Genomic DNA, 13,801 nt, shown 5'->3' with positions numbered 1-13,801 from the left:
CTGGGACTTATAAAAATGAAAAATAGCAGACTGATGATCTGCGGTTTACTGCTGGCCAGCGCCAGCAGTCAGGCCGTCACAATTGACCTTCGCCACGAATGGCTCGATGACAGTAAACAACATAAAGACAGGGCGCTGGTCTCCCACCGCTTCGCCAACGGGTTCGGTTTCTCGCTGGAGGCCAAATGGAAATCCGGCGGCGACAATGAGAACAAACCCTTTAATAATCTGGTAGATAATGGTACAGAAAGCACCATCAGCTATCAGGTTAAAGTGACGCCAGAAGTGTTCATCCAGCCGGGATTCACGCTGGAGTCCAGCTCTGACAGCAGTATCTACAAACCCTTTTTAACTGCGGGATATACCTTTGACAGCGGCATTTATTTCAATGCCCGTTATCGTTATGAATATACCCGTTATACCAAAGAAAATACCGAAGACCGTAAAACAAATCGCGGCGAAATATGGCTGGGTTACCGTCTGGCAGACTGGCGATTTGAATATAACTATATTTATAAACACAGCGATCAGATCCTGTATGACAACGACAAATGGGATTATGAGCAGGATTTAAAGGTCGCATATAATATTAACAAGCAATGGACGCCTTACGCCGAGATCGGTGATGTTTCGGTCAGGAAAACCACCGACGAAAGGCAAACCCGTTTACGCCTGGGGATCCAATATAATTTCTGACGTTATCACATTACGGTGTGACGTCTGTCAGCCGGTCAGCGCATGCTGTCCGGCTATTTCCTCACTGAAATATAAACGAAACATATTAAGCAGTTTTTGCGGGTTGACAATAATAAGGCGCATGGGTAAATTGCACGAGCCGGAAGTAGCGGCCTTTATTAACTTTACATAAGAGACTAATGGACACTGTAACCAGTAACTTGCCGGATGACGCTGAAATAGCGCACCGGAACAGTAAACATAAAATCGATTGTGATCATTTCACCGTTTGGGTGTGCCTCACCAGAGCCTGATGCTCTGGTGTAATCTCACCTCAACCTGAATGTCACGGTCCCGAGGTGTGTTATGAAGTTCAAATCTACCCTTTTTTCTGATGTCAAAACCCTGACATCCACTTTGCGTGTACGCCCGTCCCGCGACCGGACGCTGGCTGCGCATAAGAAAGACTCTCCATCCATTTTTTCTTCTAAAATCAGCAGGGTGAACGCACGCATCACCACATGGCGTGTCAGCCCTGTCACCGGTCAACTGGAGCAACGTTGCATCGTTTCTGACAGCGAAGAACCCCAAAGTCGGTTATCCCTCATCTGATTCAGTCCCGGCATTACGCTGCGCTGAACATCGTCCTGACTGATGCCTGACGGCTCTGTCTTTTTATTATCCGCGAAATAGAAATTCTTCGCGTAATAAAAAATACAGAAAAGTTACGCGTCAATAAAAGACACACTATCGATTTCACTCTGTTTATGCCCTTTTTAATTAAAGGATAATAAACGGCGGGGAATTCTGCGCGATATGAATTTAATACCGATCACTGAAATAACGTGAAGGGTTTTTATTGCCTGAAATAACAGGCGACATTATTCCCCTGCACGTTATCCGGTGACAGGAGTACCACCATGACTGTACAAAACAACAATACACTCGAAAGAAAAACGGCAGAAAGAAAGAAACAGGCGCTCTCCATGCGCGCCGCTCAGGAAGCCAAAAACGGCATTGACGTGACGCTGATTAATGTTAATGCCAGCCGTGCGGGCCTCACGCATGGTGAAGCGGCGAAAAGGCTGGAGAAAGAAGGCTACAACGAAGTGGCACACGACAGGCCACCTCACGCGCTGGTTCAGTTAATCAAAGCATTCAACAACCCGTTTATTTATGTGCTCGCCGTGCTGGCGATAATCAGCTTCTTTACCGATTACTGGCTGCCGCTGCGCGCCGGAGAAGAAACGGATCTGGTGTCGGTTTACATCATTTGCGCGATGGTCGGCCTCAGCGGGCTGGTGCGTTTCTGGCAGGAATACCGTTCGGCAAAATCCGCCGAAGCGCTGAAAGCCATGGTTCGCACCACTGCCACCGTATTGCGCCGCGACATGCCGGGCAGGCAGGGCAAACTGTGTGAAATCCCGATGCGTCAGTTGGTGGTCGGTGACATCGTGCAGCTTTACGCCGGGGATATGATCCCGGCCGATGTACGGCTGATCGAATCCCGTGACTTATTTATCAGTCAGGCGGTGCTGACCGGCGAAGCGTTGCCGGTCGAAAAATACGACACGATGGGCGATGTAGCCCCTAAATCGGCCAGCGCCCTCAATGAGGAAAACGAAAACCTGCTGGATATTCCCAACATCTGTTTCATGGGCACCAACGTGGTCAGTGGCACCGCGCAGGCGGTGGTCGTGGCGACCGGCGCACGAACGTATTTCGGATCGCTTGCCAAAGCCATTGTCGGTACCCGCGCTCAAACGGCCTTTGATCGCGGCGTGAACAGCGTCAGCTGGTTGCTGATCCGTTTCATGCTGGTAATGGTGCCGGTGGTGTTCCTGCTCAACGGCATTACTAAAGGTGAATGGTGGGACGCGCTGCTGTTCGCGGTGGCGGTAGCCGTGGGTCTGACGCCGGAAATGCTGCCAATGATCGTCAGCGCCAATCTGGCGAAAGGCGCAGTGGCAATGGCGAAGCGTAAAGTGGTCGTAAAACGCCTGAACGCTATCCAGAACCTTGGCGCCATGGACGTGCTGTGTACGGACAAAACCGGCACGCTGACGCAAGATAAAATCATTCTTGAGCACCACATCGATACGCACGGTCAGAACAATGATTCCGTGCTGCAACTGGCGTGGCTGAACAGTTTTCATCAGAGCGGCATCAAAAACCTGATGGATCAGGCAGTGATTTACTTCTCCGAAAACACACCGGGCTTCGTCAGGCCGCAGGGCTACCGCAAGGTCGATGAAATGCCGTTCGATTTTATCCGTCGTCGCCTGTCGGTCGTGGTGAAGGATCCGCTGGAGAATCACCTGCTGGTGTGCAAAGGCGCGGTGGAAGAAATGCTCAGTATTTCCACCCATATGCATGAAAACGGCAAAGTGGTAGCACTGAATCCTTCACGTCGTGACGCGTTACTGGCGATGGCCAACGACTACAACCAGGATGGCTTCCGCGTGCTGGTGGTGGCGACCCGGGCTATCCCGAAAGCCGACGTCAAAAAACAGTATGGCACTGACGATGAGCATGATCTGATCATCAGCGGATTCCTGACCTTCCTTGATCCGCCGAAAGAATCTGCGGGTCCGGCGATTGCCGCACTGCGTGATATCGGTGTGACGGTGAAAGTGCTGACCGGCGATAACGCCATCGTGACCAGCCGTATCTGCCGTCAGGTCGGTCTGGAGCCGGGTGAACCGTTACCCGGCTCGCAGGTTGAACGCCTCGATGACGCCTCACTGCGCCAGCTGGTGGAAGAACGCACGGTGTTTGCCAAGCTGACGCCGCTGCAAAAATCCCGCGTGCTGAAAGCGTTGCAGGCCAACGGCCACACTGTCGGGTTTTTGGGCGACGGGATCAACGACGCGCCTGCGCTGCGGGATGCTGATGTCGGCATTTCCGTCGACAGCGGCACCGATATCGCCAAAGAGTCAGCCGATATTATCCTGCTGGAAAAAAGCCTGATGGTGCTGGAAGAGGGCGTGCTGAAAGGGCGCGAGACTTTCGGCAATATCATGAAATACCTCAATATGACGGCCAGTTCTAACTTCGGCAACGTGTTCTCTGTGCTGGTCGCCAGTGCGTTTATTCCGTTCCTGCCGATGCTGGCGATTCATTTGCTGCTGCAAAACCTGATGTATGACATCTCCCAGCTGGCTCTGCCGTGGGACAAAATCGACAAGGAGTTCCTGAAAAAACCGCGTAAGTGGGACGCAAAAAACATCGGCCGCTTTATGGTATGGATTGGCCCGACCTCATCGATTTTCGATATGACCACCTTTGCGCTGATGTGGTTTGTGTTCAGCGCCAACAGTGAATCGATGCAGACGCTGTTCCAGTCTGGCTGGTTTGTGGAAGGGCTGCTGTCACAAACACTGGTGGTGCATATGTTGCGCACCCGGAAGATCCCGTTCATTCAGAGCACTGCCGCCTGGCCGGTGATGCTGATGACCGGTCTGGTCATGGCGGTCGGTATCTACGTGCCGTTCTCTCCGCTCGGACCGATTGTCGGATTGCAGGCGCTGCCGTGGGAATACTTCCCGTGGCTGGCCGGTACGCTGCTGGCTTACTGCTGCGTGGCACAAGGTATGAAAACAATGTATATCCGCCGTTTCAAACAGTGGTTCTGATCTGCTGAACTGTTATCCGCAGAAACCGGGTGCCGTCACGATGACGGCACCTGCACCCGCTGTGATGCGCGTTAACCGCTGTAACGAATAACAATGACAACCCTGAAAAAGGGGAGCCGCTATGTCTATGACCCACACTGTAACAACCATGACACCCCAATCCGGCACTACGCTGCTGGTCAATCTGGCAGGCGCTATTGCGCTGCTGCTGTGGGGATCTCACATGATTTCGACCGCGCTGCAACGTGGCTTCGGCACACCGTTACGCCACTGGATGGGCCATCATCTGTCCAGCCGCTGGATGGCGTTGCTCGCCGGGATCGGTATTACCGGTTTGCTGCAAAGCAGCACCGCAGTCAGCCTGATGGCCACCTCTTTTACCGCCGCGGGCACGCTAAGTCTGGCGCCCGCGCTGGCGGTCATGCTCGGCGCAAATGTCGGTTCCACCCTGGTGGTGCAACTGATGAGTTTCAACACCGCGATCGCCATACCGTTGCTGATACTGAGCGGTTTTGTCGTGTTCAAAATGCGCGACCATTCCGGGTTTGAAAGTGCAGGCTGCGCGCTGATCGGCCTCGGGCTGATGTTGCTGGCACTCAGCCTGCTGAGTGCCACACTCGGACACATCGAAAACACGGAAGTATTCAGCGCCGTGATGCAGGGATTAGAAGGCGATACGCTGATTGCCCTGATGGTGGCCATCATTCTCACGCTGGTGTGCCATTCCAGCGTGGCAGTGATTTTGCTGATTGCCTCACTCGCCGCCACGGGCGTGATGACGCCGGTGACCGCCATGGTGCTGGTGCTGGGTGCCAATATCGGTGGCGCACTGCCGCCGGTGCTAAACGCGGGTTCGGCGGTGGCGCGCCGTCTGCCGCTGGGCAATCTGCTGGTGCGCGGCGCGGGCTGTGTTTTCGCGCTGGCCCTGATGCCGCTGCTCAGCCATGTTGCCGCAGGTCTTGCGCTGACCACGCCGCAACTTGTTGTGTGGTTTCACACCGCGTTCAGCGCCGTGCTGGCCGGGGTATTTATCGGGCTGACCGGCCCGCTGGCCCGTGTGCTGGAAAGGATTTTCCCGGAGGAACAACCTGCCGCTGATGCAGAAATGCCGGTGTATCTCGACGAAACCGGGCTTGATGTGGCTTATATCGGGCTTTCCAATTCAGTGCGTGAATCCCTGCGGCTGGCCGACATGCTTAACCTGATGCTCGAACGGCTGCGGACGTTATTCAAGACTGCTGATAATCAGTCTGCGGCTGAAATCCGCCGGTTAGATCATTCGCTTGACGGTCTGAGTGCGGCAATCCGCGCCTATCTGGCGGATTTAGGACAGGAAGGGCTGAGTGACAGCGATGCCGACCGCGCGCAGGAAATCCTGATGTTTGTGATTAACATTGAGCACGCCGGAGACATTCTTTCCACCAGCCTCACCGAGCTGGCGACACGCCGTGCCCGCCGCAATGCACCTTTCAGCGACGTTGAACTGCACAACATTGGCTTGCTGCACACAGAGATCCTGAACAGCCAGCGCCTGGCGGTCACCGCATTCCTGGGTGAAGATCTCTCAGCCGCGCATCAGCTGGTTTCGCGCAAAGAGGTGATCCGCCAGATTGAAGCCAGGGCAAGCCGCGAGCATTTCAAAAATCTGCGTGATGATAAAAATGCCTGGGCTGAATCCGGCGATATTTTCCAGCGTGTGCTGCGTGATTACCGGCGCGTTCATCATCACATTGCTGCGGTGGCGTATCCGGTGATTGATCGCCTGAGCGATGACGCCACAGACACCCGGAAATAAAAACAAAATGATAAAAACAGAAGGATAGAACATGAGGGTACTGATTTGCGCGGGGCGCTTTTATGCAGATATCAACAGGGTACAACAGGCACTGGATGCGTTTTCGCAATCACACCCGATAAGCGTGCTGATCCACGGCGGACATCAGTCGCTGGGCGCGATGATCGAACGCTGGGCACGCACCGCCGATGTGCACATTGTCCGTTATCCCGCTAACTGGTCACTGCACGGTAAATACGCCGAAATACGCCGCAATCTCTTTATGATGAAAGACAGCCAGCCGGATGTGGTGCTGGCTTTTTCCGGCGGAGAGGACACGCAGGATTGCATAAAACTGGCGCAGCATTCCGGCATCAGTGTGATAGTCAATGCGGCAGAAACCGGCCCCGGTTCTTAACCCCCGGACGGGCATCCGGCAGGGATTTTTTGCCGGGAATGCCCGTCTGACGCGGTCTGGATTAATCTGATAATCGCTGCAACTCTCCTGTTCAGAGCTATATTTACCTATTGATAATTCATTTCAGAGGTTTTCAACGCAATGACGCGTTGAGCTGTAACTCATTAAAAGGAGAGTCACTTTGACTGCAGAAATTCAGGAAAATACGACCGAAACACCGCTTCTCCCTGTATTGGACAGTCGCCAATACGCCTTCTTTTTCGATGTCGATGGCACACTGGCTGAAATCCGCGCTGAACCGGATGCCGTCACCATCCCCGCTGAAGTTCGTGATCATCTGCAAACGCTGTTTGCGGCCTCTTCCGGCGCGCTGGCGCTGGTGTCGGGGCGTCCGGTGGAACAGCTTGATCAGTTGGTCAGCCCGCTGGTTCTCCCTGCTGCGGGCGTTCATGGGGCTGAAATGCGCGACGGCAACGGCACTCTGCACCGTGTCACCTTACCCGATGATGTGGCGCAGGAGGTGCAACAGACCCTCGAAGCGGGCATGGCCGCACTGCCGGGTACCTTGCTCGAAACCAAAGGCATGGCTTTTGCTTTGCATTATCGTCAGGCGATGCTGCATCAGCAGCAGGTATTAGCACTGGCTGAATCCGTGGTGGCAAAATTCCCTGAGCTTGTTCTTCAGCCGGGTAAATGCGTTCTCGAGATTAAACCCCGCGGAAAAGATAAAGGCGCAGCGATTTACACGTTCATGCAACAGACGCCATTTTCCGGGCGTATTCCGGTATTCGTCGGCGATGACCTGACCGATGAAAAAGGGTTCGAAGTGGTTAACGCCATGCAGGGGATCACGGTGAAAGTCGGCGAAGGTTCAAGTCTGGCGCATTATCGCGTCAAAACCGTTCGCGATGTTTACCGTTGGATCGAGGCGTTACAACGTCATACATTAACATTTAACAAGGAGTCTGAATTATGAGTCGCCTGGTGGTTGTCTCTAACCGAATTGCCATTCCTGACGGTTCCAAATCCGCCGGTGGACTGGCCGTGGGCATTCTGGATGCGCTGAAAAATACATCAGGCCTCTGGTTTGGCTGGAATGGTGAGATAAGTGAAATATCGGGCGAAGAAGAGGATGACCTGAATCTGATGGAAGATGACGGCATTACTTACGCTTCGGTTCCGCTTAATCAAAACGATTACGATCTGTATTACTGCCAGTTTTCCAATGCCGTACTTTGGCCAGCACTTCATTATCGTATTGATCTGGTGGATTTCCAGCGTGAAGCCTGGGACGGTTACTGCCGGGTCAATGACATGCTGGCGAAAAGATTGCAGCCGCTGATCAAAGCAGACGATATCTTGTGGATCCACGATTATCATTTACTGCCGTTCGCCGCTGCGCTGCGCAAACTCGGCGTAAAAAACCGCATAGGTTTCTTCCTGCATATTCCGTTCCCGACCCCGGAAATTTTTAATGCGGTGCCGACGCACGATGAATTGCTCAAGATGATGTGTGAGTATGATTTACTGGGCTTCCAGACCGAAGGTGACCGCCTGGCGTTTCTGGATAATCTCAAGGCACTGACCGATATTGAAGATTGCGACGCGCATCAGCATCAGGCATTTGGCAAAACCTTTGCCACTGGCGTATACCCGATCAGCATTGCGCCGGAAAGTATTAAGGAAATGGCCGAAGGCCCGCTGCCACCGAAAATGGCGGCGATGGAACGCGAACTTCGCGAAGCGAAAAACATCATTTCCTGCGAGCGTCTCGATTACACCAAAGGGCTGCCGGAACGTTTTCTGGCCTTTGAGGCATTGCTGGAAAAATTCCCGCAGCATCGCGGTAAAGTGCGCTATTCGCAAATCGCTCCGACCTCACGCGGCGACGTGCAGGCTTATCAGGAACTTCGTCATCAGCTGGAAACCGAAGTGGGGCGCATCAACGGTAAATACGGTGGCATCAACCAGACGCCGCTGTTTTACCTCAACCAGCATTTCCAGCGCAGCCTGCTGATGAAATTATTCCGTCTGACGGATGTCGGGCTGGTAACGCCGCTGCGTGATGGCATGAATCTGGTGGCGAAAGAATATGTCGCCGCGCAGGATCCGACAGATCCCGGCGTTCTTGTTTTGTCACAATTTGCCGGTGCGGCGAATGAACTAACGTCGGCGCTGATCGTCAACCCTTATGACCGTGATGACGTGGCGGCGGCGCTGGATAAAGCGCTGACCATGCCGCTGGAAGAACGGCTTGAGCGTTATAACGACATGATGGCGGTGCTGCGTAAAAATGATATTGCGAACTGGGGCGAAACCTATTTGCGCGATTTATACGCCATTTCGCCACAGGGAGAAAAAAACAACGCTGTCGCATAAACTTTCTAAGCAAGAGGCTTGCTGCATATGCAAAATGCGAATTACCAGACGAATGAAAACGCGCTGTTTGACAGCGAAAACGCTGATAGCGAAGAGACGCGTCTGAGCGAGCTCGAGCCCATTGAACTGATCCTTGACCGGATGATGGATGCGGAACCGGAGCCGGGGATGATCGAAGGTTTGCCGCCTTCTGATGCCTTAACGCCTGCCGACCGTTATCTGGAATTGTTTACCAGTGTGCAATCTTCAGGGCTTTTCGAGGACAGCAAAACCTTTCCCGACTGCCCGCCGAAAATGGATCCGCTGGACATATTGCTGCGTTATCGGCGGATAAAAAACCATCCGGGCTTCAACCTGAAACGATTTGTGGACGCGCATTTCTGGCTGCCGGAACATCGTGATGATGAATACGTCTCCGACCCCGGCGATTCGCTGAAAGAGCACATCGACAAACTGTGGCCGGTGCTCACGCGCCAGCCGGAAGACCACGTGCCCTGGTCGTCACTGATGCCGTTACCCCAGGCCTATGTGGTGCCGGGCGGGCGTTTCAGTGAAACCTATTACTGGGATTCTTACTTTTCGATGTTAGGGCTGGCGGAAAGTGGCCGTAATGATCTGTTGCGCACCATGGCGGATAATTTCGCCTGGATTATCGAGATGTACGGCCATATTCCTAACGGCAACCGCACGTATTATCTCAGCCGTTCCCAGCCACCGGTGTTTGCGCTGATGGTCGAACTGTTCGAGGAAGACGGCGTGCGCGGTGCGCGGCGTTACCTTGACCATCTGAAAATGGAATATGAGTTCTGGATGGACGGCGCGGATTCTCTGGCGCCGAATCAGGCTTACCGGCATGTGGTTTGCCTGCCGGATGGCACGCTGCTCAACCGTTACTGGGATGACAGGGACACACCGCGCGATGAATCGTGGCGCGAAGATGTCGAAACCGCAAAACTTTCGAGCCGCCCGGCAAATGAGGTTTACCGCGATTTGCGCGCTGGCGCGGAATCCGGCTGGGATTATTCGTCGCGCTGGTTGCGTGACGGGCATCGTCTCGCCAGCATCCGCACCACGCAATTTATCCCGGTGGATCTGAATGCGTTTCTGCACAAGCTGGAAAGTACCATTGCCAATATTTCCGGACTGAAAGGGGATAAAGTCACCGAAACGTTATTCCGCCGGAAAGCCGAAACACGCCGCGAGGCCATCAACTGTTATCTGTGGGATGACAACGAAGGTTGTTTCCGTGATTACGACTGGCACCGTCAGCAAATGGCGCTGTTTTCTGCCGCCAGCGTGGTGCCTTTGTATGTCGGACTTGCCAGCCATTATCAGGCCGAACGTCTGTCAGACGCCGTGCGTACCCGCTTACTCACACCCGGCGGTATCATGGCGACAGAATATGAAACCGGTCAACAGTGGGATAAACCCAACGGCTGGGCACCGCTGCAATGGATGGCGATTCAGGGCTTTAAGCAATACGGCAATGATGTGCTGGGCGATGAAATTGCCCGTAACTGGCTGAAAACCGTGAATCAGTATTATCAGCAACACCATAAACTGATTGAGAAATACCACATTTCAGGCGACACATCCCGCGAAGGCGGCGGCGGGGAATATCCGCTGCAGGACGGATTCGGCTGGACCAACGGCGTCGTGCGGCGGTTGATTGGTTTATATGGTGAGAATTACGACTGATTCCCGCATTCACCCTGTGCCACCAGCCAGCGTTCAAACGCCTGGTGGAGCAGGGTTTTCTGCACGCCCACTGGCGTCAGGGCGTGGTAATGGCAGGGCGCGACGGTAATCTGCGGGAACAGCGGTATCAGATTCCCGCGACGGATTTCCGCCGACAACGTACTGACCGGCCCCAGCCCGACGCCAATTCCTTCCAGCATCGCATGCAACGAAACGTGAAAATGATCGTAACGGCGAAAGCCGCTGACCGGCGGTTTCTCCAGCCTTGCCGCCGCCAGCCATAAATTCCAGTGTCCGGGACGGGTGAGGGTTTCAATGCGCGGACATTTCAGCACGTCCTCCGGCGTCTCCAGCGGAAAGCGTTTGAGCAGCGCCGGGGAGGCCATCAGGCAATGGGTATCAGCCAGAAAAGGGATCGCGGAATATTCCGTGGCACTGGTTTCACGACGGATCAGCAAATCGTAATGCCCCACAATGTGTAACTGCTCGGTATTGGCCGTAGAGATTTGCAGATTTGCCTCAGGAAATTGCGTATAAAAATCATCAAGGCGAGGCAGCAGCCATTTCAGGCTCATGGTGGTTGGCACGCTGACATTGAACACGTTATTCCGCCCGCCATTACCGTAGCGCAGGGCGATATCCGACAGGGTATCGAACGCACTGCCCAGCTCGCGTGCCAGCGTCAGCGCATAAGGTGTCGGCACCCGCCGCTGGCCTTCTTTACGAAATAAATTCACCCCAAACCACTTTTCCACCCCCTGAATATGGCGGCTTACCGCGCCGTGCGTAATGCATAACTCCTGCGCTGCGGCGGTAAAACTCCCGGCATGACAGGCGACAAGAAAGGCGCGGAGGGCCGTTATCGGGGGAAGGGCATGCATGGTCGTTCCTTTTTAATCACGATTATGTGACTTTTTATCACGGGTTACGCCATTTCCTAAACGCTATCATCGCCCGCATTCCCCCTGAGAAAAGGAAATGTGACGTGATGTATGTGGTGATTGCTCTGACGGGCATACTGGCGGGTGTGATCAGCGGCGTTGTCGGCACCGGCGGTTCCATCATGCTGTTGCCGGCGCTGACGTATACTTTCGGCCCGAAAACTGCGATTCCGGTGATGGCGATTGCCGCTATTGTCGGCAATATCTCCCGCGTGCTTCTCTGGCGCAAAGACATCAACATTCGGGCATTTTTGCTGTACGCCATGCCCGGCATCCCCGCCGCCGTTCTCGGCGCAAATACCCTGTGGGAAATGCCCGCCACGCTGTCGAATATGTGTATCGGCGCGTTCTTCTTGTTGCTGATCCCTTTGCGTCATTACGCCCGTTGCCGGGCTTTTACCCTCAGCAGTGCGCAACTGGCGATGGCAGGCGCGCTGACAGGGTTTCTGACCGGTGTGGTATTTTCAACCGGCCCGCTGACCATTCCGGTTTTCGCCGGTTACGGGCTGGTGAAAGGCGCGCTGCTTTCCACCGAGGCTGCCGCCTCGTTCGCGATTTATTTCGCCAAAGCTTCAGCGTTCAGCGTGATTGGTGCAATGCCGTGGCCGGTGTTTTTGAGCGGCTTGCTGGTGGGTGGCACACTGACGACAGGGATGCTTATTGGCAAAAAATTTGTTATTAAGATGTCAGAGACATCCTTCAATCGCCTGATCGACATCATGTTATTTCTGGCGGCCATCTCTTTACTCTGGAACTCAGCAAAAGGACATTAACGGATGAGTACACACCCGATCCGCCAGGTTATCGAAGCTTGTGACAAAGCCATATCCGTCAGGGATTTTGACGCACTGATGGCGCATTATGCCGAAGAGGCGGCGCTGGTAATTAAACCGGGCATGATTGCCCGCGGCAAAACCGACATCCGCAAAGCCTTTATCGCCATCTCGGATTATTTTCAGGATCAGCTGGTGGTAGAACAGGGCGAAATGCAGGTGATTGAAGGGGCAGAGGATGCGCTGGTGATCATGGAAACGGTGCTGCATTTCCCCGACGGACAGGGCGGAAAGGTGACCACTACCCGCCGTGCCACCTATGTTTTCCGCCATGAACCGGACGGTCGCTGGCTGTGTACCATCGATAATTCATACGGCACATCGCTGTTGGATCAGAAATAAGGCTCCGCAAGGAGCCTTTTTCGCTTCATCAATCCACGGTGATTTAGCGTTTTGGGATCCCCGGTAATTCCTCAGAAAAACGTGCCGTCATTGCATCCCGCTCATAGCCCTGATATTCAGTCAGAATATGATACAAATCGGGTCTGCGGCCTGCCATCCAGCGCCTGCCGGTACTCATCGGGATCAGCGATAAATCCAGATCCGCGCTGACCATCGCATCCGCAGCAGCCCAGGTTTCATCGACGATCCGGCCATAAGGGTCGAGGATCATCGCGTTACCGGTGCGTACTTCATCATCATCGGCACCGACGCCGTTACTGAACAAAATAAACATGCCGTTATCGTGAGCGCGTGAGGGCAACCAGCGCATCAGCCATTCCCGGCCGCTGGGACCTTTAAACGCTGCGGTAATCTCTTCTTTGCGTTCAGCACGCTGCTGCCACAATGCCAGCGGTATCGGTTTCATGCCGTGCGGGCTGCGTGAATGTGTGCCGCCTGTCTGATGCGGTGCCAGTAAAATATCTGCACCCAGCAGGGCGGTGGCACGGGCATTTTCCACCAGATTGTTGTCCCAGCAGATGAGGATCCCGACCTTCACGCCCCAGGGGGTCCCGAACACGGTATAGCTGTCGCCGCAACTGAAAGCCTCATGTTCAAAGGCGTGCATTTTGCGGTGGATGTGTACCGAACCGTCAGGCATGCAGGCGGCGTAGGCATTATACAGACGCCCGTCAGCGGCACGTTCGATAAATCCGGCGCCAATCAGCATCTGATGTTTCACGGCCAGCGAGCGGATCAGCGCAACAGAGGGGCCGGTGTCGGCTGGCTCCGCCAGTGCCTGAACGCCAGCAGCATCGAGTTTGGGCACGTGCCAGTAACCGGTGATACACATTTCCGGAAAGGCCAAAATATTGACGCCTTCAATAGCCGCTTTTTCGATAAAACGCTCCATAATTAACAGGTTATATTTTTTGTTACCCGCCTGATGCTGAAATTGAATGACCGCTGCTTTGAGTGTTTTGGGGTCCGACATGATCTTCTCCATACGTCTTCAGGGATTTCGGTTGACGCTGGTATTAGAGCAATGCGACTGATAACTTTATAAT

General features: G+C 54.1%; 12 protein-coding genes. 10 read left to right on the top strand and 2 right to left on the bottom strand.

The window, feature by feature from the left end:
* Positions 1 to 15: 15 nt before the first annotated feature.
* The 8 genes from EX31_RS01330 to EX31_RS01295 all read left to right on the top strand — a co-directional run bounded on the left by EX31_RS01330 (position 16) and on the right by EX31_RS01295 (position 10,579).
* Positions 16 to 696, top strand: a complete 681-nt coding sequence (locus EX31_RS01330) for an oligogalacturonate-specific porin KdgM family protein (protein WP_037032959.1) — start codon at positions 16 to 18, stop codon at positions 694 to 696.
* A gap of 345 nt (positions 697 to 1,041) precedes the next feature.
* Positions 1,042 to 1,287: a hypothetical protein gene (locus EX31_RS01325; protein WP_013577724.1), complete on the top strand. Its 246-nt coding sequence runs from the start codon at positions 1,042 to 1,044 to the stop codon at positions 1,285 to 1,287.
* 308 nt (positions 1,288 to 1,595) lie between these two features.
* Entirely contained in the window at positions 1,596 to 4,310 is a 2,715-nt protein-coding gene (gene mgtA, locus EX31_RS01320) for a magnesium-translocating P-type ATPase (protein WP_037032958.1), read from the top strand.
* A 121-nt stretch (positions 4,311 to 4,431) separates the two neighbouring features.
* Positions 4,432 to 6,105, top strand: coding sequence for a Na/Pi cotransporter family protein (locus EX31_RS01315; RefSeq protein ID WP_051930973.1), 1,674 nt, complete (start codon positions 4,432 to 4,434; stop codon positions 6,103 to 6,105).
* Positions 6,106 to 6,136: 31 nt separating this feature from the next.
* The gene (locus tag EX31_RS01310) at positions 6,137 to 6,502 is read left to right on the top strand and encodes a DUF2493 domain-containing protein (RefSeq protein ID WP_037032956.1); all 366 of its coding nucleotides are present in this window, start codon (positions 6,137 to 6,139) and stop codon (positions 6,500 to 6,502) included.
* Between the two features lie 181 nt (positions 6,503 to 6,683).
* A complete protein-coding gene (gene otsB, locus EX31_RS01305; protein WP_013577720.1) occupies positions 6,684 to 7,478 on the top strand; it encodes a trehalose-phosphatase in 795 nt (264 codons plus the stop codon).
* Positions 7,475 to 8,881 (top strand): alpha,alpha-trehalose-phosphate synthase, encoded by a 1,407-nt coding sequence (gene otsA / locus EX31_RS01300; RefSeq protein WP_037032955.1) that lies wholly within the window; start codon positions 7,475 to 7,477, stop codon positions 8,879 to 8,881. The genes otsB and otsA overlap by 4 nt, the downstream gene beginning before the upstream one ends.
* 27 nt (positions 8,882 to 8,908) lie before the next feature.
* Positions 8,909 to 10,579 (top strand): alpha,alpha-trehalase, encoded by a 1,671-nt coding sequence (locus EX31_RS01295; protein ID WP_013577718.1) that lies wholly within the window; start codon positions 8,909 to 8,911, stop codon positions 10,577 to 10,579.
* Here the strand turns inward: EX31_RS01295 and EX31_RS01290 are convergent.
* A complete protein-coding gene (locus tag EX31_RS01290) occupies positions 10,570 to 11,460 on the bottom strand; it encodes a LysR substrate-binding domain-containing protein (protein ID WP_037032953.1) in 891 nt (296 codons plus the stop codon). The two genes, EX31_RS01295 and EX31_RS01290, sit on opposite strands and share 10 nt — an antisense overlap.
* Before the next feature lie 107 nt (positions 11,461 to 11,567).
* Between EX31_RS01290 and EX31_RS01285 the strand changes: the two genes are divergently transcribed.
* Entirely contained in the window at positions 11,568 to 12,293 is a 726-nt protein-coding gene (locus EX31_RS01285; RefSeq protein WP_081925104.1) for a sulfite exporter TauE/SafE family protein, read from the top strand.
* Between the two features lie 3 nt (positions 12,294 to 12,296).
* Positions 12,297 to 12,695: a YybH family protein gene (locus EX31_RS01280; protein WP_037032950.1), complete on the top strand. Its 399-nt coding sequence runs from the start codon at positions 12,297 to 12,299 to the stop codon at positions 12,693 to 12,695.
* Positions 12,696 to 12,738: 43 nt separating this feature from the next.
* Here EX31_RS01280 and EX31_RS01275 read toward each other — a convergent pair whose 3' ends face one another.
* Positions 12,739 to 13,728 carry a nitrilase family protein gene (locus EX31_RS01275; protein WP_037032948.1) on the bottom strand — a complete coding sequence of 330 codons (990 nt, stop codon included), beginning with the start codon at positions 13,726 to 13,728 and terminating at the stop codon, positions 12,739 to 12,741.
* Between the last annotated feature and the right edge of the window lie 73 nt (positions 13,729 to 13,801).

This window comes from Rahnella sp. WP5 (assembly GCF_000745615.1).
GTDB classification, from domain to species: Bacteria; Pseudomonadota; Gammaproteobacteria; order Enterobacterales; family Enterobacteriaceae; genus Rahnella; species Rahnella aceris.
The sequence above is the reverse complement of the archived record's forward strand: the minus strand, read 5'-3'. Positions and strand labels throughout refer to the sequence as shown.

Excerpts from the sequence above, each read along its gene's own strand:
- EX31_RS01280 (WP_037032950.1), top strand. The coding sequence starts at position 12,297 with ATGAGTACACACCCGATCCGCCAGGTTATCGAAGCTTGTGACAAAGCC.
- otsA (WP_037032955.1), top strand. The coding sequence starts at position 7,475 with ATGAGTCGCCTGGTGGTTGTCTCTAACCGAATTGCCATTCCTGACGGT.
- EX31_RS01275 (WP_037032948.1), bottom strand. The coding sequence starts at position 13,728 with ATGTCGGACCCCAAAACACTCAAAGCAGCGGTCATTCAATTTCAGCAT.
- EX31_RS01290 (WP_037032953.1), bottom strand. The coding sequence starts at position 11,460 with ATGCATGCCCTTCCCCCGATAACGGCCCTCCGCGCCTTTCTTGTCGCC.
- EX31_RS01325 (WP_013577724.1), top strand. The coding sequence starts at position 1,042 with ATGAAGTTCAAATCTACCCTTTTTTCTGATGTCAAAACCCTGACATCC.
- EX31_RS01295 (WP_013577718.1), top strand. The coding sequence starts at position 8,909 with ATGCAAAATGCGAATTACCAGACGAATGAAAACGCGCTGTTTGACAGC.
- mgtA (WP_037032958.1), top strand. The coding sequence starts at position 1,596 with ATGACTGTACAAAACAACAATACACTCGAAAGAAAAACGGCAGAAAGA.
- EX31_RS01330 (WP_037032959.1), top strand. The coding sequence starts at position 16 with ATGAAAAATAGCAGACTGATGATCTGCGGTTTACTGCTGGCCAGCGCC.
- EX31_RS01310 (WP_037032956.1), top strand. The coding sequence starts at position 6,137 with ATGAGGGTACTGATTTGCGCGGGGCGCTTTTATGCAGATATCAACAGG.
- EX31_RS01315 (WP_051930973.1), top strand. The coding sequence starts at position 4,432 with ATGTCTATGACCCACACTGTAACAACCATGACACCCCAATCCGGCACT.
- EX31_RS01285 (WP_081925104.1), top strand. The coding sequence starts at position 11,568 with ATGTATGTGGTGATTGCTCTGACGGGCATACTGGCGGGTGTGATCAGC.